Origin of the sequence: Bradyrhizobium sp. AUGA SZCCT0177, from assembly GCF_018130125.1 — a bacterium.
Taxonomy (GTDB): Bacteria; Pseudomonadota; Alphaproteobacteria; order Rhizobiales; family Xanthobacteraceae; genus Bradyrhizobium.
The window spans coordinates 42630-67105 of record NZ_JAFCMA010000020.1 but is presented as its reverse complement, the minus strand read 5'-3'; the positions used below and the strand labels follow the sequence as shown (position 1 = coordinate 67105).

31 protein-coding genes are annotated in these 24476 nt (G+C 62.5%); 14 read left to right on the top strand and 17 right to left on the bottom strand.

All coding sequences use genetic code 11. The features are described 5' to 3' along the window. Positions 1-64 precede the first annotated feature (64 nt). Positions 65-907, bottom strand: coding sequence for an AAA family ATPase (locus JQ597_RS23110; RefSeq protein WP_212266821.1), 843 nt, complete (start codon positions 905-907; stop codon positions 65-67). Positions 908-1005: 98 nt separating this feature from the next. After that, positions 1006-1248 (bottom strand): GlsB/YeaQ/YmgE family stress response membrane protein, encoded by a 243-nt coding sequence (locus JQ597_RS23105; protein ID WP_212033892.1) that lies wholly within the window; start codon positions 1246-1248, stop codon positions 1006-1008. A 148-nt stretch (positions 1249-1396) separates the two neighbouring features. Between JQ597_RS23105 and JQ597_RS23100 the strand changes: the two genes are divergently transcribed. The 3 genes from JQ597_RS23100 to sseA all read left to right on the top strand — a co-directional run bounded on the left by JQ597_RS23100 (position 1397) and on the right by sseA (position 4083). After that, positions 1397-2572: a vWA domain-containing protein gene (locus JQ597_RS23100; protein WP_192740051.1), complete on the top strand. Its 1176-nt coding sequence runs from the start codon at positions 1397-1399 to the stop codon at positions 2570-2572. A gap of 130 nt (positions 2573-2702) precedes the next feature. After that, a complete protein-coding gene (locus JQ597_RS23095) occupies positions 2703-3116 on the top strand; it encodes a rhodanese-like domain-containing protein (RefSeq protein WP_212266819.1) in 414 nt (137 codons plus the stop codon). Positions 3117-3225: 109 nt separating this feature from the next. Next, the gene (sseA, locus tag JQ597_RS23090) at positions 3226-4083 is read left to right on the top strand and encodes a 3-mercaptopyruvate sulfurtransferase (protein WP_212266817.1); all 858 of its coding nucleotides are present in this window, start codon (positions 3226-3228) and stop codon (positions 4081-4083) included. Positions 4084-4098: 15 nt separating this feature from the next. On the opposite strand, the gene JQ597_RS23085 is transcribed toward sseA, so the two are convergent. Then, positions 4099-4902: a hypothetical protein gene (locus JQ597_RS23085; protein ID WP_212266814.1), complete on the bottom strand. Its 804-nt coding sequence runs from the start codon at positions 4900-4902 to the stop codon at positions 4099-4101. 437 nt (positions 4903-5339) lie between these two features. On the opposite strand from JQ597_RS23085, the gene JQ597_RS23080 reads away from it, so the two are divergent. Together JQ597_RS23080 and JQ597_RS23075 are read left to right on the top strand one after the other, a co-directional pair. Then, entirely contained in the window at positions 5340-6560 is a 1221-nt protein-coding gene (locus tag JQ597_RS23080; RefSeq protein WP_212266979.1) for a L,D-transpeptidase, read from the top strand. Between the two features lie 297 nt (positions 6561-6857). Next, positions 6858-7823, top strand: coding sequence for an NAD-dependent epimerase/dehydratase family protein (locus tag JQ597_RS23075; protein ID WP_212266810.1), 966 nt, complete (start codon positions 6858-6860; stop codon positions 7821-7823). A 19-nt stretch (positions 7824-7842) separates the two neighbouring features. On the opposite strand, the gene JQ597_RS23070 is transcribed toward JQ597_RS23075, so the two are convergent. From JQ597_RS23070 to JQ597_RS23060, 3 genes are all read right to left on the bottom strand, one after another. Next, positions 7843-8802, bottom strand: a complete 960-nt coding sequence (locus tag JQ597_RS23070; RefSeq protein WP_212266807.1) for a D-2-hydroxyacid dehydrogenase family protein — start codon at positions 8800-8802, stop codon at positions 7843-7845. 94 nt (positions 8803-8896) lie between these two features. Beyond that, positions 8897-9184, bottom strand: coding sequence for a hypothetical protein (locus JQ597_RS23065; protein ID WP_212266806.1), 288 nt, complete (start codon positions 9182-9184; stop codon positions 8897-8899). 101 nt (positions 9185-9285) lie between these two features. Continuing rightward, the gene (locus tag JQ597_RS23060) at positions 9286-9474 is read right to left on the bottom strand and encodes a hypothetical protein (protein ID WP_212266804.1); all 189 of its coding nucleotides are present in this window, start codon (positions 9472-9474) and stop codon (positions 9286-9288) included. Positions 9475-9737: 263 nt separating this feature from the next. Here JQ597_RS23060 and ettA point away from each other — a divergent pair, with 263 nt between their 5' ends. Both ettA and JQ597_RS23050 read left to right on the top strand, forming a co-directional pair. Continuing rightward, positions 9738-11387 (top strand): energy-dependent translational throttle protein EttA, encoded by a 1650-nt coding sequence (ettA, locus tag JQ597_RS23055; RefSeq protein WP_212266802.1) that lies wholly within the window; start codon positions 9738-9740, stop codon positions 11385-11387. 157 nt (positions 11388-11544) lie between these two features. Next, positions 11545-12138 (top strand): TIGR00645 family protein, encoded by a 594-nt coding sequence (locus JQ597_RS23050; RefSeq protein ID WP_192740043.1) that lies wholly within the window; start codon positions 11545-11547, stop codon positions 12136-12138. Between the two features lie 29 nt (positions 12139-12167). Here JQ597_RS23050 and JQ597_RS23045 read toward each other — a convergent pair whose 3' ends face one another. Beyond that, the gene (locus tag JQ597_RS23045) at positions 12168-12623 is read right to left on the bottom strand and encodes a hypothetical protein (protein ID WP_212266800.1); all 456 of its coding nucleotides are present in this window, start codon (positions 12621-12623) and stop codon (positions 12168-12170) included. A gap of 101 nt (positions 12624-12724) precedes the next feature. Here JQ597_RS23045 and JQ597_RS23040 point away from each other — a divergent pair, with 101 nt between their 5' ends. Next, on the top strand, positions 12725-13948 hold the full coding sequence (locus JQ597_RS23040) for a lytic murein transglycosylase (protein ID WP_212266977.1): 1224 nt from the start codon (positions 12725-12727) through the stop codon (positions 13946-13948). Between the two features lie 105 nt (positions 13949-14053). Here JQ597_RS23040 and JQ597_RS23035 read toward each other — a convergent pair whose 3' ends face one another. Together JQ597_RS23035 and JQ597_RS23030 are read right to left on the bottom strand one after the other, a co-directional pair. After that, positions 14054-14329, bottom strand: a complete 276-nt coding sequence (locus JQ597_RS23035; protein ID WP_212033871.1) for a hypothetical protein — start codon at positions 14327-14329, stop codon at positions 14054-14056. 292 nt (positions 14330-14621) lie between these two features. Further along, the gene (locus JQ597_RS23030; RefSeq protein WP_211997293.1) at positions 14622-14942 is read right to left on the bottom strand and encodes a hypothetical protein; all 321 of its coding nucleotides are present in this window, start codon (positions 14940-14942) and stop codon (positions 14622-14624) included. On the opposite strand from JQ597_RS23030, the gene JQ597_RS23025 reads away from it, so the two are divergent. The 3 genes from JQ597_RS23025 (at position 14908) to bfr (ending at position 16613) form a co-directional block, all read left to right on the top strand. Next, complete coding sequence (locus JQ597_RS23025) at positions 14908-15525, top strand: hypothetical protein (RefSeq protein WP_212266798.1); 618 nt, start codon at positions 14908-14910, stop codon at positions 15523-15525. The genes JQ597_RS23030 and JQ597_RS23025 overlap by 35 nt on opposite strands. A 205-nt stretch (positions 15526-15730) precedes the next feature. After that, positions 15731-15991 (top strand): (2Fe-2S)-binding protein, encoded by a 261-nt coding sequence (locus JQ597_RS23020; protein WP_212206892.1) that lies wholly within the window; start codon positions 15731-15733, stop codon positions 15989-15991. Between the two features lie 136 nt (positions 15992-16127). Beyond that, positions 16128-16613: a bacterioferritin gene (bfr, locus tag JQ597_RS23015; protein WP_212266796.1), complete on the top strand. Its 486-nt coding sequence runs from the start codon at positions 16128-16130 to the stop codon at positions 16611-16613. 216 nt (positions 16614-16829) lie between these two features. Here the strand turns inward: bfr and JQ597_RS23010 are convergent, their stop codons facing one another. Then, a complete protein-coding gene (locus JQ597_RS23010; RefSeq protein ID WP_212266793.1) occupies positions 16830-17435 on the bottom strand; it encodes a pyridoxamine 5'-phosphate oxidase family protein in 606 nt (201 codons plus the stop codon). A gap of 108 nt (positions 17436-17543) precedes the next feature. Continuing rightward, a complete protein-coding gene (locus JQ597_RS23005; RefSeq protein ID WP_212266790.1) occupies positions 17544-17897 on the bottom strand; it encodes a hypothetical protein in 354 nt (117 codons plus the stop codon). A 318-nt stretch (positions 17898-18215) separates the two neighbouring features. On the opposite strand from JQ597_RS23005, the gene JQ597_RS23000 reads away from it, so the two are divergent. Further along, a complete protein-coding gene (locus JQ597_RS23000) occupies positions 18216-18890 on the top strand; it encodes a hypothetical protein (RefSeq protein WP_212266787.1) in 675 nt (224 codons plus the stop codon). 38 nt (positions 18891-18928) lie between these two features. Here the strand turns inward: JQ597_RS23000 and JQ597_RS22995 are convergent, their stop codons facing one another. From JQ597_RS22995 to JQ597_RS22980, 4 genes are all read right to left on the bottom strand, one after another. Beyond that, positions 18929-19273 (bottom strand): MmcQ/YjbR family DNA-binding protein, encoded by a 345-nt coding sequence (locus tag JQ597_RS22995; protein WP_212266784.1) that lies wholly within the window; start codon positions 19271-19273, stop codon positions 18929-18931. Between the two features lie 19 nt (positions 19274-19292). After that, positions 19293-20351 (bottom strand): alpha/beta fold hydrolase, encoded by a 1059-nt coding sequence (locus JQ597_RS22990; protein WP_212266782.1) that lies wholly within the window; start codon positions 20349-20351, stop codon positions 19293-19295. 67 nt (positions 20352-20418) lie between these two features. Further along, positions 20419-21012: a hypothetical protein gene (locus tag JQ597_RS22985; RefSeq protein WP_212266779.1), complete on the bottom strand. Its 594-nt coding sequence runs from the start codon at positions 21010-21012 to the stop codon at positions 20419-20421. Positions 21013-21094: 82 nt separating this feature from the next. Further along, positions 21095-21340, bottom strand: a complete 246-nt coding sequence (locus tag JQ597_RS22980; RefSeq protein ID WP_212266777.1) for a DUF2188 domain-containing protein — start codon at positions 21338-21340, stop codon at positions 21095-21097. A gap of 131 nt (positions 21341-21471) precedes the next feature. On the opposite strand from JQ597_RS22980, the gene JQ597_RS22975 reads away from it, so the two are divergent. Together JQ597_RS22975 and JQ597_RS22970 are read left to right on the top strand one after the other, a co-directional pair. Continuing rightward, complete coding sequence (locus JQ597_RS22975) at positions 21472-21738, top strand: DUF2277 domain-containing protein (protein ID WP_211997302.1); 267 nt, start codon at positions 21472-21474, stop codon at positions 21736-21738. A 144-nt stretch (positions 21739-21882) separates the two neighbouring features. Continuing rightward, positions 21883-22104 (top strand): hypothetical protein, encoded by a 222-nt coding sequence (locus JQ597_RS22970; RefSeq protein ID WP_212277134.1) that lies wholly within the window; start codon positions 21883-21885, stop codon positions 22102-22104. Positions 22105-22375: 271 nt separating this feature from the next. Here JQ597_RS22970 and JQ597_RS22965 read toward each other — a convergent pair whose 3' ends face one another. Continuing rightward, positions 22376-22882, bottom strand: a complete 507-nt coding sequence (locus JQ597_RS22965) for a collagen-like protein (RefSeq protein WP_212266773.1) — start codon at positions 22880-22882, stop codon at positions 22376-22378. A 341-nt stretch (positions 22883-23223) separates the two neighbouring features. After that, the gene (locus tag JQ597_RS22960; protein ID WP_212266771.1) at positions 23224-24393 is read right to left on the bottom strand and encodes a cytochrome P450; all 1170 of its coding nucleotides are present in this window, start codon (positions 24391-24393) and stop codon (positions 23224-23226) included. Between the last annotated feature and the right edge of the window lie 83 nt (positions 24394-24476).

Below are 24476 nucleotides of genomic sequence, written 5' to 3'. Positions count from 1 at the left end.
TTCTTGTCGTTGGTTTTGTCAGCAAAACGCCAGAACCCCGGGTTCTGGCGTTGTCGTCTTCCGATTACACTTCGCGGCGGCTCAGGAACGCCAGCCGCTCGAACAGATGCACGTCCTGCTCGTTCTTCAGGAGCGCGCCGTGCAACGGCGGGATCAGCTTGCGCGGATCGCGCTCCCGCAGCATTTCCGGGGTGATGTCTTCGTTGAGCAGCAGCTTGAGCCAGTCGAGCAGCTCCGACGTCGAGGGCTTCTTCTTCAGGCCCGGCACTTCGCGCACCTCGAAGAAGATCCGCAAGGCTTCCTCGACCAGACGCTTCTTGATGCCGGGGAAGTGCACGTCGACAATCCGGTTCATGGTGTCGGCGTCGGGGAACTTGATGTAGTGGAAGAAGCAGCGGCGCAGGAATGCGTCCGGCAATTCCTTCTCGTTGTTCGACGTGATCATCACGATCGGTCGCAGGCTCGCCTTGATGTTCTCGCCGGTCTCGTAGACGAAGAACTCCATGCGATCGAGTTCGAGCAGGAGGTCGTTGGGGAATTCGATGTCGGCCTTGTCGATTTCGTCGATCAGCAGCACCGGGCGCTTGTCATGGGTGAAGGCTTCCCACAGCTTGCCGCGCTTGATGTAGTTGGAGATGTCGGAGACCCTGGCGTCGCCGAGTTGGCTGTCGCGCAGCCGCGATACCGCGTCGTATTCGTAAAGGCCCTGCTGCGCCTTGGTGGTGGACTTGATGTGCCAGGTCAACAGCGGCGCGCCGAGCGCCTTGGCGACTTCCTCGGCCAGCACGGTCTTGCCGGTACCGGGCTCGCCCTTGATCAGCAGCGGGCGCTCGAGCACGATCGAGGCGTTGACCGCGACCTTGAGGTCTTCGGTGGCGACGTAGTCCTTGGTGCCGGTAAATTTCATCTATCTCTTTGCCTTGTTGTTCGTTCCTGCGCCGTTTCCGGCCTGAACAGTAAACGACCGCCGGCTCGGCGGTCGCGATTGGAGGTGATGCGCGCCTCTCAGCGTTTGACCAGCGAGAGGATCACCAGGATGATCACGCCGCCGATGGTGGCGTTGATGATCTCGCGGATCCAGCCGCCGCCGAGGTTTACGCCCAGTTGCGGCAACAGCCAGCCCGCGAGAAGCGCGCCGATGATGCCGATCACGATGTTGCCGATCAGCCCGAAGCCTGCGCCCCGCACGATCTTCCCGGCCAGCCAGCCCGCAATCGCGCCGATGATCAGCGCAGCTATGATCCCCATTGAATTTCCCCTGCCGGAATAAGCCCTTTATGGCTCAATTCTAGAGGAAAAACCCTCCCGGTCTAGGCCTGTCTGGTATGCGCTGGCCTTCCCCGTCTGGAATCCGCCAGCCCTTGACGTCAGCGGCCCGGCGGGCAATCTGTATTCCATGTTCTTGCAATTCTTCACATCGCTGCGCGACGCACAGGTCCCGGTGACCCTGCGCGAATATTTGACGCTGATGGAGGCGCTCGACGCCGACCTCGCCGATCAAACGGTGGAGAATTTCTATTACCTCTCCCGCGCCGCTTTGGTGAAGGACGAACGCAACCTCGACAAGTTCGACCGCGTGTTCGGCTCCGTGTTCAAGGGGTTGGAGAACCTGCTCGACGCCATGGAGAAGGCGGACATTCCCGCCGAATGGCTGAAGAAGCTCGCGGAGAAATACCTCACCGAGGAAGAGAAGAAGCAGATCGAGGCGATGGGCTGGGACAAGCTCATGGAGACGCTTCGCAAGCGGCTTGAGGAACAGAAGGGCCGCCACCAGGGCGGCAGCAAGTGGATCGGCACGGCAGGCACCTCGCCGTTCGGCGCCCACGGCTACAATCCCGAAGGGGTGCGGATCGGCCAGGAAAAGAACCGCAACAACCGCGCCGTCAAGGTGTGGGACAAGCGCGAGTTCAAGGATCTCGACGGCAATGTCGAGCTTGGCATCCGCAACATCAAGATCGCGCTGCGGCGGTTGCGCAAATTCGCCCGCACCGGCGCGCCCGATGAGCTCGACCTCGACACCACGATCAAGGAGACCGCGAACCACGGCTATCTCGACGTGCATATGCGCCCCGAGCGACGCAACGCGGTCAAAGTATTGGTCTTCTTCGACATCGGTGGGTCCATGGATTCGCATATCGAGCAGGTCGAGGAGCTGTTTTCGGCGGCGAAGACCGAATTCAAGCACATGGAATATTTCTACTTCCACAACTGCCTCTATGAAGGCGTCTGGAAGCAGAACAAGCGGCGCTTCACCGATCGCACGCCGACCTGGGACGTGCTGCATAAGTACCCGCACGACTACAAGGTGGTGTTCGTCGGCGACGCCTCGATGTCGCCTTACGAAATCATGGTCCCCGGCGGCTCGGTCGAGCACGTCAACGAGGAGGCCGGCTCGGTCTGGCTCGATCGCATAACGCGCACCTATCCGCACGCGGTGTGGCTCAATCCGGTGGCGAAGAAGCACTGGGACTATTCGGAATCCACCACCATCATTCGCCGGCTGTTCTCGGAGCGGATGTACCCGATTACGATCGAAGGCCTCGAAGGCGCGATGAAGGAATTGGTGCGGTAAAAGGATGTCGTCGTTCCGGGGCGCGCGTAGCGCGAACCCGGAACCTCGAGATTCCGGGTTCGATGCTTCGCATCGCCCCGGAATGACGGCAGCAAACAACAGCAGTCGGATAACAACAAAGGTGCAATCAATGCCCCAGTCCATCCACCGCGGTATCAAATCCCTGATCGACGAAGCCAATGCCGAGATCGAAACCCTGAGCGCTGCGGATTCGATCAAGGCGGCTGCCAGCGACGACGTGGTCATCGTCGATATCCGCGATCCCCGTGAGATCGAGCGCGACGGCCGCATTCCCGGCGCGTTCTCCTGCACCCGCGGCATGCTGGAATTCTGGATCGACCCGGAAAGCCCCTATGCCAAGCCGGTGTTCCAGCAGGACAAGAAGTTCATCTTCCACTGCGCCGGCGGCATGCGTTCGGCGCTGGCGGCCAAGACCGCGAAAGACATGGGCCTGAAGCCGGTCGCGCACATGGCCGGCGGTTTCGCCGCCTGGCGCGACGCCGGCGGCCCGGTCGAGAAGTGGGAGCCGAAGAAGAAGGGCTAGCATTCCCATCGTCATTCCGGGGCGATGCGTTGGCATCGAACCCGGAATCTCGAGATTCCGGGTCTGGTCCTTCGGACCATCCCGGAATGACCAGAAAGAAACTGCACACATGACCACCACCGACGATCCGCTTGTCTCCACCGATTGGCTCGCGGCGCATTACGACGATCCAACAATCAAGATCATCGACGCGTCGTTCAAGATGCCGGGTATTCTGCCGCTGCCGAAGGACGATTATCTCGCTTCCCACCTTCCGGGCGCGGTCTTCTTCGACGTCGATGCGGTGTCCGATCATTCCAATCCGCTGCCGCACATGTTTCCGAGCGCCGAGCAGTTCGGCCGCGATGTCGGCGGGCTTGGAATAGGCAACGGCGATAAGGTCGTGCTCTACGATTCCGGCGGATGGGTCGCAGCACCGCGCGTGTGGTGGATGTTCCTGTCGTTCGGACACCAGAACGTCCGGATCCTGAATGGCGGCCTGAAGAAGTGGCGTGCCGAAAGCCGCAAGGTCGAGAGCGGTGAGGTCAAGCCGATGCCGGCGACGTTCAAGGCGACCTTCGATGCGCGGTACACGCGCAACATCCAGCAGATGGTCGACAATCTCACCAGCCGCACTGAGCAGGTGCTCGATGCGCGCGCCAACGAACGTTACCAGGGCAAGGTGCCCGAGCCGCGGCCGGGCCTGCGTTCGGGGCATATTCCCGGCAGCCTCAGCGTGCCCTACAACCAGCTGTTCGACGCCTCGACCGGTGCGATGAAGTCGCTCGAGGAGTTGCGCGGCGTGTTTGTCGGCGCCGGCGTCAAGCTCGACGCGCCGATCGTGACGAGTTGCGGCTCCGGCGTCTCCGCGCTGGTGCTGACGCTGGCGCTTTATCGCCTCGGCGTCCGCGGCAGTGCGCTATATGACGGCTCATGGACCGAATGGGGTGAGCAGGACGGGCCGCCGGTTGCGACCGGCCCCACCTGAGCGGCGCGGGTTTTATTATCTGCCGCGCGAGGTTAGTTGCGCAAACGGGTCGGCCGCTTGCTGAGCCACCTGCCGCGCCTGCAGCGCGCGTCGCGCCGCGATGATGCGCCGGCGCTCTTTGGCGCGCTGCGCCCGCTTCCGGTTGACGCTGCGCTCTGGTTTCGCGGCCGTCGGTTTCACCGAAGCCGTTTCCTGGATAGCGACGGCAGGACCGCCCAGCGTGGCGATCTTCATTGCGGCGAGGTTGCCTTCCAGGGAGGGCGCTTCCGCCACCGGCGCAGGCTCGGTCGATACGGCTGATGTCGCCGGCGGCGGCGTTTCCGCGATCGCCGCGAGCTTCACTTGCTCATTGGCCGCAGGCGTCTCGGCAGCAGGCGCTTCGGCGGCAGGCACCTCGGCCGGCGTGGCCTGAACAGCCGGTATTGTTTCCGTCGCCGGGATTTCCGCTTTCACCGTCTCGGCCGGCACGACCTCGTTCAGCTTCACGGGCTCGTCCAGTTTCAGCGCAGCAGTCTTTTCCGGTTCAGCCGGCGGCGCTTCCGGAGCTTGTGCGGCAGGGGTAACGGTCTCGATAATCGTCGCCGCGACATTGTCAGGCACCTTCTCCGCGACATCGGGCTCGACGCGCAGCAGGGCCAGCGTCGGCATCGGCGGTTCGTTCTGCCTGACAAAGACGGGTTCGGGCGGCGGCCGCCGCGACGGGATGCTGGCAAATTGCTCGTGCGAGGCACGCAGCAGTGCTGCCGCTCCGAGCCCAAAGACCAGAACCGACATCGACAGCACGATCGCGGCGAACAGAAAGCGAAAACCGGGGAGCATGGACGCGAGTTCCGCCTTGCCAGGAATATGCAGGGCTGTTGATGCCAAGGGAACGCGGTGACCACTGGGAAGCGGCTGGATTCGCACCGCGAATCAGGCCGATTCGAGAGTATCTCAACGTCTCTAACCTGTTTGTTACAAAATTGGCGGCCAATGGCGGCGCTAGAGCGTTTTCCAGCGAAGTGGGCACCCGGTTCGCGTCAAGAAAACGCGTCAAATCAAGAATCTAGAGCCCCGTTCGGATTCAATCGGAACGGAAAGGCTCTACGCCGGTAATCAATGTTTTTCGCGCCGTGCGGCATCTTTGCCGCAGCGTTCACGGTCCATCACAAAATGACCGATTTGGGCCGAATTTGACGGATTTGTCTTGAATGCGCCGCTATCTTCCGTCATCTGCCGTTAACGGTCCGGTGTGGCTTGGGGACTATACAAGAGCGATGATGATTAACCGTATTCTGACGATCTGCGCTGCCGTCGCTGCTGCCTCGGCAGGAATTTCGCTTGCCCAGGCACAGCAGGGCTATCCCGCTGGCTCGACCTATTCGGCAGCTCCGGGACCGTATGTTCCCGGTGGTTATGGCATCGATCAGCGCCGCGGACCCGGCACGCCCGATTTCGATGCCTTGGACGACGAAGACGACGAGGCGCCGAACGCCCGGAGTTCGACCGCGCTGCCGCCGCCTGGTCCGGTGCTGTCGCCGAACGACCCGCGCTACGGCCGGCCGATGTATTCCGACCGCGGCCCGCCGATGCCCACGGGTCCCGTCCTTTCGCCGGATGATCCGCGTTACGGCCGTCCTGCCGGTCCTCCCCCGGTGATCTACTCCGATCGCGGCGATGGCCGTGTTCCCGCTGCAGGCGTGGTCTATCCGAGCGACGACCGCTTGCGGCCGCCGGAAGCCGTCGGCGGCGGACCCGCCGTCACCGGCGCCGTGCAACCGCAGCAGCAGCCCGCTGTTGGCGCTGACGGCAGGCCGATCGTGCTGTCAGCACTGCCACCGGAAGAACAGCCGGAAGCGGCGCCCGTGCAGCTTCCGCCGCATCTGCGCCGTCAGGAAGTTTCGTTCGCGACCAAGGAGCCCGCCGGCACGCTGGTCGTCGATACGCCGAATACCTACCTCTATTACGTGCTCGGCGGTGGCCGCGCGATCCGCTACGGCGTCCGCGTCGGCCGCGATGGCTTCACCTGGACCGGCGTGCAGAAGGTCAGCCGCAAGGCCGAGTGGCCGGATTGGCATCCGCCGTCGGAGATGATCGAGCGTCAGCCCTATCTGCCGCGCTTCATGGCCGGCGGCCCCGGCAACCCGATGGGTGCCCGCGCGATGTATCTGGGTTCGACCGTCTATCGCATCCACGGCACCAACCAGCCGTCGACGATCGGCAAGTTCGTCTCGTCGGGTTGCATCGGCATGCTGAACGAGGACGTGTCCGACCTGTTCGAGCGCGTCAAAGTCGGCACCCGCGTCGTCGTGATGCCCGGTGGTCCGCCGCCTGGAACCGCGACCGCTTCAGCCGCGCCTGCTCAAGGCTTGGCACCTGCACAAGGCTTGCCGCCGGCAAGTGCTCAGGGCGCGCCGGCTCAGGCGCAGCTCGCCCCGGTTCCCGGCATGCAGCCGACCGTGGTGCCCCCGCTGCCCGCGCCGGTGACGGTGCGCTAGGGTCAGAGGTTTGCACGACCGTTATTGAAAAAGGCCCGCAACGCGGGCCTTTTTTTCGTCATTGCCTGCGACAAACGCGAAGCGTTTGCGCAAGGGAACGAAGCGACGAAGCAATCCACACTTGCTTTGCCGGACCATGGATTGCTTCGCTTCGCTCGCAATGACGGCTGTGCGTCGTTCGGCGTCGTACGCAAGCTTTCGGCGCCGCGCCTTGTCCGGCTGCCACTTGAATTCACATTTCTTCCGACTATTTGCCGCCGACGTCAGAAGCTGGGCGGCAAGCAGAAGGATCTCAGCATGCGAATTTTCGTTGCGGGCGCCACCGGCGCCGTTGGCCGCGAACTCGTTCCTGCATTGGTTGCGGCCGGTCACTCCGTCACCGGCATGACGCGGACGGCGGCGAAGGCCGATGCCGTCAAACGGCTGGGGGCTGAACCAGTCGTGGCCGACGGCCTCGACGCACCGGCCGTTCATGCCGCCGTGATGTCAGCGAAGCCCGATGTCGTGATCGACGAGATGACCGATCTTGCCGCGGTGACGGATCTGCGCCGTTTCGATCGCGCCTTCAGCGCCACCAATCAGCTGCGGACGCGCGGCACCGATTTTCTGCTGGTTGCCGCGCGCGATGCCGGCGCGAAGCGTTTCATCGCCCAGAGTTTTTGCGGATGGACCTATGGCAGCGGTGGCGGCCCGGTCAAAACCGAAGCCGACGAACTCGATCCTGATCCGCCGCAGGAATTGCGCCCTACGCTCGAAGCGATCCAGCATCTGGAGCACGCCGTGACCGCGTCGGCCGCACCCGAAGGCATCGTGCTGCGCTACGGATCGTTCTATGGACCCGATACCGGCATGCTGTCGTCAGCCATGATCGGCCAGTTGCGCCATCGCCGCGTGCCGCTGATCGGCGACGGTGGCGGCTGGTGGTCGTTCGTGCATGTCGAGGACGCGGCTTCCGCGACCGTTGCTGCGATTGAGCATGGCCGGCCCGGCAGCATCTACAACATCGTCGACGACGAACCGGCGCAAGTCAGGGACTGGCTGCCGGCGCTGTCAGGCGTTCTCGGCGCCAAGCCGCCATTTCACGTGCCGGCCTGGCTTGGCCGGCTGCTGGCGGGTGAGCACATGGTCTCGATGATGACCCAGGTGCGCGGAGGATCGAACGCCAAGGCGAGGCAGGAACTGGGCTGGCGGCCGGCCTATTCATCCTGGCGCGAGGGATTTGCAATGGTCGCGAGGCAGGTGGCGGAGAGGACTGCGGCCTGACTGAGGCTCGCTCGCGTCCTCAGGCCAGCTTCCGCGGCGCTTCGCCCTTGAACCAGCCGTCGATGCCTTCGACCATCTGGCGATAGTGGTTGCGAAAGCTGTCCTCGGTGACGTAGCCGAGATGCGGCGTCAGCACGAGGTTGTCGAGCTTGCGGAAGGGATGGTCGACCGGCAGCGGCTCGACCGAGAACACGTCGATGCCGGCGCCCGCGATCTTTTTCTGCTGGAGCGCTTCCAGCAGCGCGCCTTCGTCGACGATCGGCCCTCGCGCCGTGTTGACGAGGTAGGCGGTCGGTTTCATGCGGGCGAGATCTTCCCGCCCGACCAGCCCGCGCGAGCGCGGGCCCAGCACGACGTGCACGGTGACGATGTCGGCGGTAGCGAACAATTCCTCCTTGGAAGCGTAGCCGACGCCGGCTTCCGCACACTTCTCAGGCGTCAGGTTCGGGCTCCAGGCGATCACGTTCATGCCGAACGCCTGCGCCAGTTTTGACACTTTGGTGCCGAGCTTGCCGAGGCCGATCACGCCGAGCGTGCGGCCCTCGATCTCCATGCCGACGAATTTCTGCAGCGGCTCGCCGGCATGCATGCGCGCGTTTTCGCGGCCGATATTGCGGGTCAGTTCCAGGATCAGGCCCATGGTCAGCGGCGCGGTGGGATCGCGGCCCCATTGGGTGCCGCACAGCACCACGCCGTGGTCCTTGGCGGCTTCCATGTCGATCGCGGCGTTTCGCATGCCCGAGGTGATCAGCAGTTTCAGCTTCGGCAGCGCCGCAAACATCGTGCGTGGAAACGGTGTGCGCTCGCGCATCGCGCAGATGATCTCGAAATCCTTCAGCGCACTGGCCGCGGTTTCCGCGTTCGCAAACGGCTGGTTGAAGACGGTGACATCGACCCGGTCGGCGATTTGGGACCAGTCGGCGACCTTCAGGGCCACATCAAGATAGTCGTCGAGGATTGCACAGCGCAGCCGCGTCATTGGAAAGTCCATACGTTGAGAGATGGCGGCTCGAGGGCCGCCCAGGATCAGCCATGCTTGCGCGCTTTGTGGTCGAACGCAAGCGGCTGATGTCTCACGTCAGGGGCCAAGAATCTGGCTTTCGCACCTCACCTTTTGTGCGGGCGTTGGTGCGTACCCGGTCGTCCGCGTCAGCATGTTTCTGCTCGATCCGCGACCTCAACTTCCGGCCCCAGCGCGAGTACGTCAGAATGCAAGCTGCGCCGGCCAGGGCCGAAAGGAACAAGAGGGTGACGAAAACATCCGTTGAGCCGATTTTTCCAATATCCTGCTTCTGGAAGAATGCGAGCGCGATCACACCGGCAAGACAGCCGCCGGCCAGGAGATAGAGCAAGCCGTTCATCGATTTTGCTCGCGGTCTGCGACAATGCAAGGTTGCATGATACGCTAACAGCCGGGATTACCGGGCGTCACGCGCCGTTTGGGGACTTGCTTGAAAGTCGCTTAATCGCGGCGAGCCTGCTTGGCGCGCCAGGCCGGGCCGGGGCCGCGCATATAGTGCAGTTCCGGACGGTAGGGGTTGAAGGCCTTGGCAACGAACTGGCGCCAGAAGTTGCGGAGTTCGGCGAGCGGCTTGGCAAGGCCGTGGCCGTGCGCCGGGGTGGAAAGGGATGCCGAACTGGTCGTCGCCATGACGAGGGTCTCTGGTTTGCCATTCGCGGTTTCGCCGCGGAGACGCCGTTTTTCGGCGTCTTGAACGACTTTTGGCCTGATTTATTAAAAGTTGGTTTCAATTGTCGTGATCCGGCGCACACATGCCCGCACATGGTGACCATCCCGTATTCATCCGTGGTGAACGAACAGAAAACGCGTTCCCGCGGTTGCCCTTTGGGGGCCGCGCCGCTACATCAGCGGCAGCAAAATTTCCATAAATCCTCTGGTTTCAAGGGATCGCGATGGCTCGCCAGTTCGTCTATTTCATGCAGGGTCTGACCAAGAGCTACCCGACCCGCAAGGTGCTCGATAACGTCCATCTGTCGTTCTACCCGGACGCCAAGATCGGCGTGCTCGGCGTCAACGGTTCCGGCAAATCGACCCTGCTGCGGATCATGGCCGGCCTCGACAAGGAATATAACGGCGAGGCCTGGGTCGCCGAGGGCGCCCGGGTCGGCTACCTCGAGCAGGAGCCGCATCTCGATGAGACCAAGACGGTCCGCGAGAACGTTATGCTGGGCGTCGCCAAGCAGAAGGCGATCCTCGATCGCTACAACGAACTGGCGATGAATTACTCGGAAGAGACCGCCGACGAGATGACCAAGCTGCAGGACGAGATCGAGGCCGCCGGCCTGTGGGATCTCGACAGCAAGGTCGACCAGGCGATGGACGCGTTGCGCTGCCCGCCCGACGATGCCGACGTCACCAAGCTGTCGGGCGGTGAGCGCCGCCGCGTGGCGTTGTGCAAGCTGCTGCTCGACCAGCCGGACCTGCTGCTGCTCGACGAACCGACCAACCATCTCGACGCCGAGTCGGTGTCGTGGCTGGAAGGCCATCTGCGCAACTATCCCGGCGCGATCCTGATCGTGACCCATGACCGCTACTTCCTCGACAACGTCACCAGCTGGATCCTCGAGCTCGATCGCGGCAAGGGCATTCCCTACGAGGGCAATTATTCGTCCTGGCTGGTGCAGAAACAGAAGCGCCTCTTGCAGGAAGGCCGCGAGGACGCCGCGCACCAGAAGACGCTTGAGCGCGAGCAGGAGTGGATTGCGTCGTCGCCCAAGGCGCGCCAGGCCAAGTCCAAGGCGCGCTACCAGCGCTACGAGGACCTGCTGAAGCAGGCCAGCGAGAAGCAGACCCAGACCGCGCAGATCACGATTCCGGTGGCCGAGCGGCTCGGCCAGAACGTCGTCGACTTCGAAGGCCTCAGCAAGGGCTTTGGCGACCGCATGCTGATCGACGACCTCACCTTCAAGCTGCCGCCGGGCGGCATCGTCGGCGTGATCGGCGCCAACGGCGCCGGCAAGACCACGCTGTTCCGGATGATCACCCAGCAGGAGACGCCGGACAAGGGCACGATCACCGTCGGTGAAAGCGTGCATCTCGGTTACGTCGACCAATCGCGCGACGATCTCGACGGCAAGAAGAACGTGTGGGAGGAGATCTCCGGCGGCAACGAGTTGATCTTGCTCGGCAAGCGCGAAGTCAACTCGCGCGGCTATTGTTCGTCGTTCAACTTCAAGGGCGCCGACCAGCAGAAGAAGGTCGGCGCGCTGTCGGGCGGCGAGCGCAACCGCGTGCATCTGGCCAAGATGCTCAAGTCCGGCGCCAACCTGCTGCTGCTCGACGAACCGACCAACGATCTCGACGTCGACACGCTGCGCGCGCTGGAAGAGGCGCTGGAGAACTTCGCCGGCTGCGCCGTCATCATCAGCCATGACCGCTGGTTCCTCGACCGCATCGCCACCCACATCCTGGCCTTCGAAGGGGAAAGCCATGTCGAATGGTTCGAAGGCAATTTCCAGGATTACGAGAAGGACAAGATGCGCCGGCTCGGCCAGGACTCCATCATCCCGCATCGCGTGAAGTACAAGAAGCTGACGCGCTGAGTTGTGGTTCGCGCCGAGATGACGAAGCCGTGTCGCAGGCGCTACTCCGCCTGCGCCAAATGGCCGCTCAATTCCGCCCGTCCGGAGGGTGCCATATCCGGCTATTAGATTGGCCGCGATTGCCCCACCTAAGTCCCGCACAGAGAGACCCCCGACCATGTCCATGACGCCGGAAACGCCGTTGCCGCCCCCAGCTGAGAGGAAGGCATTGCGTCCGATCCCGTTCCTGATCTTCAGCTCCCGCTGGCTGCAATTGCCGCTTTATATCGGCCTGATTGTCGCGCAGGGCGTCTATGTCGTGCTGTTTCTGAAAGAGCTGTGGCACCTGTTCGCCCACGCCTTCGATTTCAGCGAGCAGCAGATCATGCTGGCGGTGCTGGGCCTGATCGACGTGGTGATGATTTCGAACCTCCTGGTGATGGTCATCGTCGGCGGCTACGAGACGTTCGTCTCCCGTCTCAATCTGCAAGGACATCCCGACCAGCCGGAATGGCTCAGCCACGTCAACGCCAGCGTGCTCAAGATCAAGCTCGCGATGGCCATCATCGGCATCTCGTCGATCCATCTTTTGCGCACCTTCATCGAGGCCGGGAATCTCGCTTCGGGCAAGGGCTCCTACACCGAAACCGGCGTGATGTGGCAGACCATCATCCATACGGTTTTCATTCTGTCCGCGATCGGCATTGCTTATGTCGACAAGCTGTCGAATGATTCCGCCGAAAACGCCAAACACGCCGCCGCCACGCATTGACGGCGATCGCCTTCGGCAAGCGGTGGACGTCACTTCAGCCGGCGTTTGATATCGCCGAATCTGTCGAGGAAATTGCGTGCTCGAGGCAGAGCATCATGGAGGGACTGCTTTGGTTCTCGCAGCCAGAGCCCCTCGATTTGCCGCGAGCGCTGTTCCGAAACCAGAATGGCGGCTGGCAAGTCCACCAGGCTTGCGTCCCAGCCGGGAAAAAACCGGCGGCCGCGTTTGAAACCGAAGGCGAGCAGGCGCTGTTCCGTCGTGAGGCCGTGATAGTCGAAGGCGTTGATGCCATCCGTCACATAGATGTGGTTGCCGGTGAACCCGGCCGTGGGTTTGATCCAGCGGGCGTGGAAGCCCAGGTCCGGGTATCGTTCCAGAAAAGCGAAGGCCAGCACCTGACAGGCGCCATTGGCGAAGAAGTGCCGATCGGGCCTGTGCCAGTGCTTGGCCGGGTCATTCTTCACATTGATCTTTGGGAAGAACATCGCGTGGATGGTCCCGGCTGGTTACAATCACCGAGCCGAACGACTCAGTCTGGTAGATTACCGAGCGTCATGGAACAGGTGCGCGCGTGCAATATGCAACTATGATTGGGCGAGCGGGAATTCTGTTATGGGTCGCCCTGTTCGGCTCACAACCCGCCCTTGCCGCCGATGCCGGCTTCACGCAGTTCATTGCCTCGCTGTGGCCGGAGGCGCAGGCCGCCGGCGTGTCGCGGGCGACGTTTGACGCCGAGACCCGCGGCCTCGAGCCGGATTACAAATTGCCCGACCTGATCCTGCCGGGACGGCCCGCCACCGGCGCGCCGTCGCAGGCCGAGTTCGTGCAGGTGCCGGCCGATTATGTGAAGGAGGCCTCGATCGCGCGGCTGGCGGCGGAGGGACAGAAGCTGATGGCAAAGCATCGCGCAGCGCTCAGTCAAATCGAGAGCCGCTTCGGCGTGCCCGCGACGGTCGTGCTCGCGATCTGGGGCCGCGAAACCGATTACGGCCGGTATCGATTGCCTTACGACACCGTGCGCGTGGTGGCGACGCAGGCCTATGTCGGCCGGCGCAAGGATCAGTACCGCGGCGAATTCATTCTGGCGCTGAAGATCCTCGGCGAGGGCGCGGTGACGCGCAAGGACATGCGCTCGTCCTGGGCCGGCGCCACCGGGCTCACGCAATTCCTGCCGGGCGAATATTACAAGCATGGTGTCGATTTCGATGGCGACGGCCGCATCGACATCTGGAATTCGGTGCCGGATGCGCTCGCCTCCGCCGCTCAGCAGCTCGTCAACAAGGGCTGGCAGCCGGGCGTGCGCTGGGCCTATGAAGTGCGCGCGCCTGATAATGCCGACTGCACCACGGGCGTACCCGAGGTGAGCAAGCCGATCGGCGAATGGCTGCGCGCCGGCTTCGTGCCGGTGCGCGGCGCGAAGTTGAGTGCGGCCGAGCAGGCCCAGCCGGCCTCGCTGCTGCAGCCCGAAGGCATCTATGGTCCGGCGTTCCTGACCACCAAGAACTACTTCGTGATCAAGGAATATAACTTTTCTGATTTGTACGTGCTGTTCGTCGGCCATCTCGCCGACCGCATGGCGAACCCGTTGCCATTCGCGACGCCATGGTCGGCATCGACGCAATTGCGCAGCAAGGACGTCGAAGCCATGCAGCGTCATCTGACGCGGATCGGCCTCTACAAGGACAAGCTCGACGGCAAGGCCGGCATGCAGACCCGCGCGGCGCTGGGGGCGTATCAGAAGCAAGCAGGGCTGAAGGTTGATTGCTGGCCGAGCGAAGCGGTGCTGCGTTCGATCAGCTCGTCGCGTTGACGCAAGAGAGATAGGCACCAAGCGAGATCGGCCAAGAAAAAACCCGGCCGAGAGTTTCGGCCGGGCTTGAACTCGCAAGGCGCGTAAGACGCGCCGGTGGTCGGATCAGTGGCAGACCTCGACGCGGCGGTAGGCCCAGCCGTAGCCGTCCCAGAAGCGCTCGCGAACCAGGCGGCAGGCCGGGGGCGCGTCTTCCACATAGACCGGTCCGCCGTAAGCCGGGCGGCTGGAGGCGATGGCGCCACCGATGATCGCGCCGCCGATCAGGCCGCCGACCACGCCAGCTGCCACGCCGCGCTGAGCGTTCGCGGGTGCGGGTGCCGCAGCGAGCGAACCGGCAATCGTTGCGGCCGCGACGAAGGCAGCAAATGTCTTCTTCATGTTGGGGACTCTCCTGGAGGTGGCGCCTGATCAGCCGACGCCGGGTTTAGGGTTAGGCAAACACGCCGTACTCGAATTGGCCGCTTCGAAAAGAGCGCACAACGGTCAACCGAAAGTAAACGTGCGGGCTTGATGGCCGAAAAAAGCGGTTTTTTCTGGCCATGGAAGGGCAAAGTCCCGGACAACCCATCGGGTTTCCGGGACTTTGCGTGCGATTTAATGAAGGTGAACGGGTGTTCAGAGCGTTTTCGGGCTTCGGTTCTGATCCGACCAGATCAGAACCGACAATGCTCTAGTCGCAAACCCGGACGCTGCGCACTCGCCAGCCATAGCCGTCCCAGAAGCGCTGCTTCTGCCAGATGCAGTCCGGACCGTAGCCGGGTTCGGCGACATAGGCCGGGCCGCCGTAATAGCCCGGAGCCGGCGCATAATAGCCCGGACCACCGTAATAGCCGTGCTGCGAGGCGATCGCACCGCCGACAATGGCGCCGCCGATCAATCCGGCTGCGACGCCGGCCGCTACGCCACGCTGCGCATGGGCAGGAGCTGGAACGGCTACCGCGGAAACAGCCAAAGCGGTGACGGCAGTCAGCGCCATCAATGTCTTCTTCATGGGCCTCACCTTTCTGATGGAGCAAAGGACGGCGGGAAAGCGGTCCGTCGCGGCGAAAGTTCCATATTTCGCTGAAATGATCAATGAACGGGACCGCCTCTTTTTGCGACGAAGGGGCGTACGGTTGGGCTTCATTGCGGTGCAAAAGGCCCGTTTCCCAACCGCTTTTGAAGAGGATTCCGGGATGAGCGGGATGCCAATATATCTGGTCGCACTCGGCGGCATGGCGGTGATGTTCTATTGGGTGATAGCCCGGACGTACAATATCAGCGCATGGCCCAGCGGCTCGTCGCGCGACAGCGACCGCTATCGCGACCGCAATGATGACAGCTATGGTTCCAGTAGCGGCGGCGGCAGCAGTGGCTCGAGCATCGCCAACCTGTTCAGCAGCGATAATTCCAGTTCGAACTGCTCGTCCGACAATTCCACGCCGACCGATAATTCCAGCTCCAACTGTTCGTCCGACAGTTTCAGCTCGTCCGACGACTCCAGCTCGTCGAGTGATTCCTCCAGCGATGATAGCGGGGGAGGCGACAGCGACAGCGGTAGTGACAGCGACAGCGGCGGTAGTAGCGATGATTGATAGTGGTGGAGTTGGTGGTGATTAAGGTCACGGTGCCCGCGCGGGAAGCCTGCGATTGTGCCTGTAAGACAAGGCTTTTTAGACTCATTCCAAACTGACTTGGGTTCACTTTGGAATTGCTTGAAAGTGTTGTTTTTCCTTTTGCATCGCGACCGCCGCTTCAATATCGAAGTGGGTAAGCATCACCGATGGACCTGCCGTATTCATGATCGTCTGTTCCTGTAACGTCCTCAGCGACCATGATGTCCGCAATGCTGTCAGTGCAGCTTCGGACCTGCCGCGCAATCCGAAGCAGATCTATGGATGCTTGGGCTGCAGCGCCGAGTGCGGCCGCTGCGCGCGCACCATCAAGGCCATCATCGACGAAGCGCTGGGCCCCTGCGCCAAGGCCTGCTGCTCGGGCTGCCCGCATAGTCACGCCGTGACCGAAGAGCAGGCCCACGAGTTCGCGCTCGCTGCCTCCTGATACCTCTCAAATCCACGGGATAGTTCGGTTCCCACCGCTTTTTTGCGGGAACGGTTGCTCTTGCCTCCAAACTGATTTAGAAACGTTCTAAATACAGTTTCGGGCCGATTTGGCCTCAAAACCACGGAGTGCACCAATGCAGGGCGACCCAAGAGTCATCGATTATCTCAACAAGGGCCTGCGCAGCGAGCTTACCGCGATCAGCCAGTACTGGCTGCATTACCGGCTCCTGAACAATTGGGGCCTGCTGAATATGGCCAAGGTCTGGCGCAAGGAATCCATCGAGGAGATGGAACACGCCGACAAGTTCACCGATCGGATCCTGTTCCTCGACGGCTTTCCCAATTTGCAGGTTCTCGATCCCTTGCGGATCGGCCAGAACGTCCTGGAAATCATCGAATGCGATCTGGCCTCCGAGATATCCGCGCGCGCGCTCTACCAGGAAGCCGCTACCCACTGCCACGGCGTCAAGGATTACGTCTCACGCGACCTGTTCGAGCAGCTGATGAAGGACGAGGAGCATCACATCGATTTCCTCGAGACCCAGCTCGACCTGATCAAGCGCATCGGGCTTGAGCTCTACACCCAGAAGCATGTCGGCGGGCTCGAGAGCGAGCACTGAGGCGGCCAGCTTCGGCGGTCGCAGGTGACCATCTCGGCATGGCCGGGCTAAAGCGCGAAGCGCGTCTTCGCCTTGGATGACCCGGCCATCCACGACTTAGGCGCCGCCAGACCGTGAAGACGTGGATGCCCGGGTCATAGGCGAGCGAAAGCGACGCCGTCCTTTAGACGGCTATGCCCGGGCATGACGGCGAGAGTCGCAGCTTAACTCTTCATCTTACAGCTGAGTCTTGTAGCGCTCGTAAATCACTTCCTGGCTTTCCCGTTCGCCAAGGCCGGTCTGGTCGTGAATGACTTCGCCGATGCTGGGCATCACGGCGCGTTCAACCCGCGTATCGCCCGCCCACAGCTTTGAGCGCATCAGCGCCTTGCCGCAATGGAAATAGGCCTCGTGCACGTCGATGTGCAGCACCGCGCGCGGCGGCTTGCCGAACTCCACCATCGACGCCATCACCTCCGGATCCACCGATACCTTGCCCTTGCCGCCGACGCGTAGCGTCTCGTCGATCCCCGGCACGAAGAAGATCAGCTGCACGAAGCCGCTTCCCTCGATAATGTTGCGAAAACTGTCGATCCGGTTGTTGCCGGAGCGGTCCGGCATCAGCAGCGCCTTCGGTCCGGCGACATGGATGAAGCCGGGATTGCCGCCGCGCGGCGAGGCGTCGACGCTGCCGTCCGAGCCCGACGTAGCCAGCACGCAGAACGGCGACATGCCGATGAATTTCTTCGCATGGACGTCGATTTCGGGGCGCGCCTTCGCGATCACGCGCGGCGAGGGGGCAGGATAGATCGCGGCGAGGTCGCTGGCGGCAAAGTCGGTCAAGGCACATCTCCTGAGTGAATGCGGCGCGATGAGGTGAAGATACCATCGCGGTATTCCGGCGACCACCTATTATCTCTACATCCTGCGATCACGGATGCTGCCGGAATCCTACACCGCGTCCGCAGGCACGAAACAGCTGATGATGATGCTGCCGCGGTGATGCACGTACCACACCACGGCCTCTCCGATCGGATTGCCGTGATCGCGAATGACGGCGCGGTCGGGCACCACCATCCATTGGCCTTCGATCGGCACCCAATAGGCGCCGTCGCGCACGTCGTAGGAGGTGCGATGGCCGTCGGAAATATCGCAGCAGGGCACGCCGTTCGGCGCGATCACACTCTTGAACCAGTTGCGGATATCGGGCGGGACATTTTCGAACTGGCCCCTGTCGACGGCGAGCGTTGCGCTTGCGAGCGCACAGAGACACACGAGTAGAGCGAGCTGCGCGAGTCTTCGCATCCAATCCTCCACCGTGTTGTCTTTCGAATCGTATCGGTGACAATTCAAGCGGAGCAGGCGAACTGATGCACGCTCAAATAATGAGCGATGCGGCGGGTCCAAAATTGATGCGGTGCGAAATCGGGAATTCATGCTGGCCGCTCAGCCGTCGCATCGAACTGATTACTGCCTTGAAATGGGCGCAGCACGAACGTGCTATCTTCTTGCGGTGGACGTGTGGTGAGCTGGCGGGGGCAGCAAGCTGCCTAACATGCGGTCTGACCGCCCGTGGTTGGTGGCAGGAGCCGCTCTGCGGTCATCGTCACGATTGGAAACGCGTTGGGCACGAATCCGAAGATTGCGATAGGCTTGCTTTCACCCGTGGGATTGCTGTTTGCGCTCCCCGTCTTGCTCTGGGCTTTCAGCTTTACCGAACTCCTCGGGCTGGAGAAATGCAGCGTCGGTTCGATTGGCGTTGCTGAATACGAGCGCATCCTGTCTCGGGCGGGTGCGCAACGCTGGACAGTCTGGCCCGGTCTGTCGAATGGGGTGTTTTGGCCGTCGGACAGTGGCTTTCGGGGCCCGACAGTAACCTTCAACAGCAATCTCAATGATCAGCTTCTCTCACACATTAGAGAGCTTGCTGGATCCGATCCGTCCATCAGTCGCCAACTGGCCTCGGCCCATGCCGTCATGCGTAGCATGGGTGCAGAATACGTCCAAACGCAGGAGGTGCCGGACATGCGCGGGGACCGCACCAGTTCGCGCGTCCATTTCCAATACTACTTGCCTCAAGTGCGTTTCGCGCCTGTGTGTGTTCTTTGCCTGATATGGTCGTACACAACCATTGACGTGATCTTTTCTCATGATCTTGCCACCGATCGATACGCGTTGCAGGAAGTCAACGTTCTGCACGCCGGGCTGAAAGGAGCCCCCGACAAAAATCGCGCGCGCAACGTCCCATGGGGTAGTTGTCCCGAGTTTCGAATATCCAGGCGGGTCGACGATAGATGATGCAGCAATCGGAAGGAGCTATGGGGTTGCAGCAATCGCTATTGCGGCATCGCGCGTTGCTTGGCGTATGCCCTTGGCGTGACATTCTGCCAGGCCATTGTCAGCGCGCTTTTTAGCGTCGCCGCATTGGCCTTGGCCAGGCGAACATTGGTGTAGCCCTGTTTGCCCCATCCACCTGGCACCGGTTGGAAGATTTCGGGATCCGCCTCTACCAGCATCGATTGCTGCTCGTACGTTAGCTTCACCGTGCCCCAGTTTTCGTCGGGATGGCCCAGCGTAGCGAAGATACGTTTGCCGACGCGGAAATCAGCCTTGCCGTGATGCGCGCTCTCCACCGTATCGGAAAGCGCGAGTGCGGTCCGACGAAAACGGCTGGTTGACATTGCACGCTTTCTTCCGGGCCTACATCGTCCGCTGCGGCGCGGTCTGCAGCAATTCCTGCAATTGCTTCTTGTAGAATGCCGCGTTGCCGGTGGTGAGGTGTCCGCGCGTCTCGGTCGAGGGCGGGATCAGGAACAGGCGGCCATTCTTGACGCGTTTCATCGCTGCATCGGTGACGCCGGTTTCCGGCGGATTGCGCTCATCGTCGGCGGCGTTGATCGCAAGCAGCGTCGCTTCGATCTTGTCGAGCCCTGCGGACGGATTGTAATCGCGCGAAGCTTCCCACTGATAGATGAAGTCGTTGGCATCGGCTGTAATCGGCAGCGCCAGCCGGTCGTCCACCATCTTGTCCGCCTTCGCGCCCGTCGGCGCCAGCATCTGATAGGCCAGCGTGCCGCCGCCGGTGGCGATGCCATAGGCGGCGATGGCGTATTTCATCATGCGCGGCTGGGTGATGTAATTGCCGCGGTTGTAGTCGGGGTCGTTGCGGATGGTCTCCAGCATCATCCGCCGCAGCATCCAGTTGCGCGCCGCCATCTCGGTCGGCTGCGCGGCCATCGGCACCAGCGCGTCCATGTACTGCGGATATTTTCCGCCCCAGATCCAGGTGTGCATGCCGCCCATCGAATTGCCGATCACCAGCCGCAGGTGCTTCACGCCGAGGCCTTCCTTGACCAGGCGGTAATGCGCGTCGACCATGTCCTCGTAATTGTATTTCGGGAATGCCGTCTTCATGCCGTCGGAGGGCTTTGACGATTTGCCGTGGCCGAGCCCGTCCGGGATGATGATGTAGTATTTCGCCGCGTCCAGCGGCTGGCCGGGGCCGAACAATTCGCCGGCAAAGGTCGGCGTCAGCATGTTGGTGGCCGAGCCACCCGATCCATGCAGCACCAGCACCGGCTGGCCGGTCGGCTCGCCGATCGTGGTGTAGTGCAGCCGCAGCTCCATGGTTTCGCCGGAGTGGAATTTGAAATCCTTGGCGATCCAGTCGCCCTGTTTGGGCGCCGGATAATCTGCGGCAGACGCGGCGAAGGAGGTCAAGGCGATGGCAGCCGTTAATGTGATTTGCGAAAAATTCATGCTGATCTCCCTGATGCGGCGCTCTTTTTTAGGGCCACTTGTCAGGGAGCCTATCACAACGGCTGTTTCAGCGCACCAGATTGCCGTACAGCGTGTAATTGGCTTTCGGGCCCTGCATCACCAGCGTCCAGTGCGTAAAGTCGATCGAGGAAGTGCAGGAATTGCCACCGCCCTGCAGGATCAGCGTCAGGATCTGCTGCGTCGCGATACCAGGCTGAAACACGCCGCTGCCTGAGGCGGGCGCTGACAGCTTCCATTCCTTGTAGAGCGTCGGGCCGCGGCCCCTGTCGGGCCGGTCGCGCGGGTCGACCTCGAACACCGAGATCGTTGGGGGACGCGTCAACGCTAACGTGCCGGTGTGGCCGGCGGCGTCGCGGAACGAAAGCACGAGTCTGTCCTCGCGCCATTGCGCCGAAAGCGTGTAGGTGCCGGCGGGCGAGGCGATGCCTTGGATGCCCTCGACGTCGCCTTCGCCCGTGAACAAGGTCGCCCTGCCGCCGAAACGCAGGCTTTCAATCTCCTGCTGCTTGCTGGAATCCAGCGCCACGGTGGCAACGTTGCGTTGGCCTTCGTTGGTGCAGCAGGCGCAGGCGAGGGCGGAGGACGTCTGGCCCACGAGATAAATGGCGAGCGCAAGGCCGAGGCGGATCGGGGCGAGCATCGGAAGCCTTTCGCTGTCGCGCTACGTTGGTCGCGGCTTTCACCCCTTGCGTTCACCAGACTTGAGGCGTGCGCCCTGGCGGCTAGGCGGTGTCCTCGACATCGGTCTCCGGCCGGTCGTTGCCGGCCGCGGTCTCGGTCTGCCACTTGCCGTCAGCGGTTTCGTATTCGATCACCTCGGTGCGACCGGGCACCCGCTGCTCGGCCGCCGCACGCCGCGCGGCCGCGAGCGCCGCGGCATGGGTCCGATACGGTTCGGAAAAAACGCCATTGGCGGTATAGGCCCAGCCGCCGTCATGCTCGACGATCTTGTAGGTCACGTGGCTCATCGGGAACTCGCTATGCCATTGCCGAGAGGGTGAACGCGCCGGTCAATCTATGACAGAATAGTCGAAACTGTCGGATTTTGCATCGGCCGTTCGTCCTTGGAATGGCCAGCCTGCATCCCGAGGAGAGAACCATGTGTCGCAACATCAAGACCCTGTTCAATTTCGAGCCGCCGGCGACGCACGCGGAAATCCATGCCTCGGCGCTGCAATTCGTGCGCAAGCTTTCCGGGTTCAACTCGCCGTCGCAGGCCAATGCGGAGGCCTTCAACCGCGCGGTCTCCGAGGTTTCCGACAGCGCCCGCCGCCTGCTGGCGTCGCTGCAGACCAACGCGCCGGCCCGCGACCGCGAGGTCGAGGCCGAGAAGGCACGGGAACGATCGCGGGCGAGATTCGGGTAAGACGTGCTGCGTTCGCCGCCGGCATTGAATTGGAGGCGTTCCTGATCGCGTTTTCCTGGGTTCGGTAGCCCACGTGACGTAGCTCACAGTGCGGCCGGTCGCCCGGGCATAGGTTGGCACCATCCGATTGCCATGGAGGGTGTCATGAAGCCGACGATTCCCCTGAAATTGAGCGCCATCGCTTTCACCGTGCTGTGGTCCGGCTGGATGCTGTGGGTGGGCGGAAGCTACGAGCCCGCCATCATCACCATTCTCGCGATTTCGGGCTCCATTGCGGGTTTTCTCTGGTATCGCGTCATGCGCTGGTGCTTCCGGCTCATGCGTCTGCTGCCGGATATTGGCGCCGGGCCCAGCGCCGCTCATTGAACGTCATGATCGCACGTTTATCGGGCTCGGCGTTGCTGATGCTGTTCACCGGACTGGCGACGGCCTGGTCGATCCCATGATCCCCGCGGGTGAATGGCAATATTCACGCCGGCTCCACGCAGGCGGATGCTGAGTGCCTACAACTTCGCCTTGCGCCAATATCTCATCGACAATCGCCACATGGACACGCTTGGCGTTTCACGCCATTCGGGGGGCGATGATCATCGACAGGTTCGGCTACAGGGAATGTCCGCGGCGCTGAGCGGCGCGCTTACTTCTTGTCCTTGTGTTTGCGCTTGTGCTTCTTCTTTTCCTTTTGGCGATCGTCGTCATCATCAGCGTCGCCATCATCGCCGTGCAGGGCCGTCTCGAGTGCCTCTCGCTCGGCGGCTTCACGTTCGGTGTCCTCAAGTGCCGCGGCTTCACGCTCCGCTGCCTCGCGCTCGCGCATCTTCCGGTGATCTTCCCAGGCATCGAAAATCAGATGCAGCCACGGCATTACCTGCTCGATCGAGGGCAACTGGCCGGGCGGTCCGGGTTCGCCGCGGGGGCCGGCTGCGCCTTGCGGACCGGGCTTGCCCTGTGGACCGGTTTCGCCGCGCTTGCCTTGCGGTCCGACTTTACCTTGCGCGCCGGCCTTGCCGTCCGCTCCAGGCTTGCCGCGCGGGCCTTCCAGGCCCGGCGGTCCGGGATGCCCCTGCGGTCCGGGACGTCCGGGCTCGCCGCGCGGGCCTTGTGGTCCCTGTCGTCCCTGCCGGGTACCTGCTTCGTCCGCCACGTGTGCGCTCCGAATATGATTCCGAAGCGCTTCTTATCAGACGTTTGATGACGGCTTCAATTGAGTTGTCGATTTTGATCAACATCAACGGAATCGTCATGGAGGCGTCGCCGTTGGCGGGCCCCCGATGACGGTTCTGCTACGAACGCAGTACGATCGGCACGAAGCGTGGATTCCTCAATGGCGTGGTTTGTTGGTTCGATCGCAACTTGGCTTCCAGGCGCAGCAAAAAGATTTCCGCAAGCATTGTCGTTCTCCCTTGTTAGCGTGTGTGGAGATTGGTCGTCAGCTTGCCGATGTCCGTTCGATTTTTCGGCCCGAACCGGGAAGTCTCGCTTTGCTTATGTGATCCAGGTCACGGGCAGATTGAGCAGGCCGCGAAACGCCCAGCCGCCAATCCGCACCGGCTCGCTCTCGTCGAGTTGCAGAGCCTTGAGCCGTGTGAAAATGCCGGGCAGCGCGACATCCGCGACCATCGCGCGCGAGGCAAAGGCGCCGGCGCAATAATGCGGGCCGGCGCCGAAGGCGATGCTCTTCGACGTGTTGCGGGTGATGTCGAAGCGATCAGGATCGCCGAAAACGGCCTCGTCACGGTTGGCGGAGCCGAACATGAAGAACACGCGATCCTCCGGCTCGAAATCGACGCCGCCATAGGACCACGGTTTCGCAACGCGGCGCGGCGACATCCCGATCGGGGCGATCCAGCGCGCATATTCCTCGAACACGTCGAGCCACTTCGCCTTGCCCTCGCGAACCAGCGCGAGCTGTTCGGGATGCGTCAGCAGCGCCCAGGTCGCGCCGGCGATGGCGTCGCGCGGTTCGTTCTGGCCGCCCGAGATCGCCAGCTTGATGTTGGCGCGGATGCTTTCCATGTTCTGCCCGGAGGCTAGGAGCACGCTGAGGATCGAGGTGTTGGGATGTTTGGCCACCACCGGGACCATGTCGTCGATCGCGGCATCGATGCCTGACGTCGCGGCGTGGCAGCGCGCCTCGACCTCCTTGTTGCCCGTGTAGTTGGCGATGCCGTCGATCATCGCCTGCGACCAGGCGTCCATGTCCTGGTAGCGCATGTTGGTCAACCCGGTGACGTCCTTCAGGCATTCGGCCGACAGCGGCAGCGCCAGCGCCTTGCACAGATCGGCTTTGCCCTGCGGCATGAGCTCGTCGAGGATGCGGTCGGCATGGGCCTGGAACTGGCGCACCCAGGTGTCGCGCACCGTGCGCGGCGACACCGCCGGAAACATCGCCGCGCGTTCCGACATGTGCGCATCGCCATCTTTGCGCATCATGTTGTGGCCCATCAGCACGTTCATCAGCCCCGCCGGCTGATGCGAGGAGAACACGTCGATGCGTTTTTCCTGGGTGAAGATGTCGTCGCGCCGGGTGAACACGGTCGAGCCCAGCTGAGGCACGAACGCGATCGGCGCCTCCTTCCGCATCCGCGCCAGGGCCGGATAGGGATCGGCCCAGAACGTTGGTACGTCGATGTCGAAATGCGGGGCGTTGGACATGATCGGTTACCGCGGGTGGGAGAGCTAACTAGTTGCCTAGGCAAGTATGTCATTGCCGGGCCTGACCCGGCAATCCGTTTTTG

Coding starts and splice junctions, on each gene's coding strand:
- sseA (WP_212266817.1), top strand. CDS start 3,226: ATGACCACCACCGACGATCCGCTTGTCTCCACCGATTGGCTCGCGGCG.
- JQ597_RS23050 (WP_192740043.1), top strand. CDS start 11,545: ATGTCCATGACGCCGGAAACGCCGTTGCCGCCCCCAGCTGAGAGGAAG.
- JQ597_RS22960 (WP_212266771.1), bottom strand. CDS start 24,393: ATGTCCAACGCCCCGCATTTCGACATCGACGTACCAACGTTCTGGGCC.
- JQ597_RS22980 (WP_212266777.1), bottom strand. CDS start 21,340: ATGAGCCACGTGACCTACAAGATCGTCGAGCATGACGGCGGCTGGGCC.
- JQ597_RS22995 (WP_212266784.1), bottom strand. CDS start 19,273: ATGTCAACCAGCCGTTTTCGTCGGACCGCACTCGCGCTTTCCGATACG.
- JQ597_RS22985 (WP_212266779.1), bottom strand. CDS start 21,012: ATGCTCGCCCCGATCCGCCTCGGCCTTGCGCTCGCCATTTATCTCGTG.
- JQ597_RS23035 (WP_212033871.1), bottom strand. CDS start 14,329: ATGAAGAAGACATTTGCTGCCTTCGTCGCGGCCGCAACGATTGCCGGT.
- ettA (WP_212266802.1), top strand. CDS start 9,738: ATGGCTCGCCAGTTCGTCTATTTCATGCAGGGTCTGACCAAGAGCTAC.
- JQ597_RS23060 (WP_212266804.1), bottom strand. CDS start 9,474: ATGGCGACGACCAGTTCGGCATCCCTTTCCACCCCGGCGCACGGCCAC.
- JQ597_RS23065 (WP_212266806.1), bottom strand. CDS start 9,184: ATGAACGGCTTGCTCTATCTCCTGGCCGGCGGCTGTCTTGCCGGTGTG.
- JQ597_RS23070 (WP_212266807.1), bottom strand. CDS start 8,802: ATGACGCGGCTGCGCTGTGCAATCCTCGACGACTATCTTGATGTGGCC.
- JQ597_RS23040 (WP_212266977.1), top strand. CDS start 12,725: ATGATTGGGCGAGCGGGAATTCTGTTATGGGTCGCCCTGTTCGGCTCA.
- JQ597_RS23045 (WP_212266800.1), bottom strand. CDS start 12,623: ATGTTCTTCCCAAAGATCAATGTGAAGAATGACCCGGCCAAGCACTGG.
- bfr (WP_212266796.1), top strand. CDS start 16,128: ATGCAGGGCGACCCAAGAGTCATCGATTATCTCAACAAGGGCCTGCGC.
- JQ597_RS23100 (WP_192740051.1), top strand. CDS start 1,397: ATGTTCTTGCAATTCTTCACATCGCTGCGCGACGCACAGGTCCCGGTG.
- JQ597_RS22975 (WP_211997302.1), top strand. CDS start 21,472: ATGTGTCGCAACATCAAGACCCTGTTCAATTTCGAGCCGCCGGCGACG.
- JQ597_RS23005 (WP_212266790.1), bottom strand. CDS start 17,897: ATGCGAAGACTCGCGCAGCTCGCTCTACTCGTGTGTCTCTGTGCGCTC.
- JQ597_RS22970 (WP_212277134.1), top strand. CDS start 21,883: ATGAAGCCGACGATTCCCCTGAAATTGAGCGCCATCGCTTTCACCGTG.
- JQ597_RS23095 (WP_212266819.1), top strand. CDS start 2,703: ATGCCCCAGTCCATCCACCGCGGTATCAAATCCCTGATCGACGAAGCC.
- JQ597_RS23020 (WP_212206892.1), top strand. CDS start 15,731: ATGATCGTCTGTTCCTGTAACGTCCTCAGCGACCATGATGTCCGCAAT.
- JQ597_RS23110 (WP_212266821.1), bottom strand. CDS start 907: ATGAAATTTACCGGCACCAAGGACTACGTCGCCACCGAAGACCTCAAG.
- JQ597_RS22990 (WP_212266782.1), bottom strand. CDS start 20,351: ATGAATTTTTCGCAAATCACATTAACGGCTGCCATCGCCTTGACCTCC.
- JQ597_RS23075 (WP_212266810.1), top strand. CDS start 6,858: ATGCGAATTTTCGTTGCGGGCGCCACCGGCGCCGTTGGCCGCGAACTC.
- JQ597_RS23030 (WP_211997293.1), bottom strand. CDS start 14,942: ATGAAGAAGACATTGATGGCGCTGACTGCCGTCACCGCTTTGGCTGTT.
- JQ597_RS23080 (WP_212266979.1), top strand. CDS start 5,340: ATGATGATTAACCGTATTCTGACGATCTGCGCTGCCGTCGCTGCTGCC.
- JQ597_RS23105 (WP_212033892.1), bottom strand. CDS start 1,248: ATGGGGATCATAGCTGCGCTGATCATCGGCGCGATTGCGGGCTGGCTG.
- JQ597_RS23085 (WP_212266814.1), bottom strand. CDS start 4,902: ATGCTCCCCGGTTTTCGCTTTCTGTTCGCCGCGATCGTGCTGTCGATG.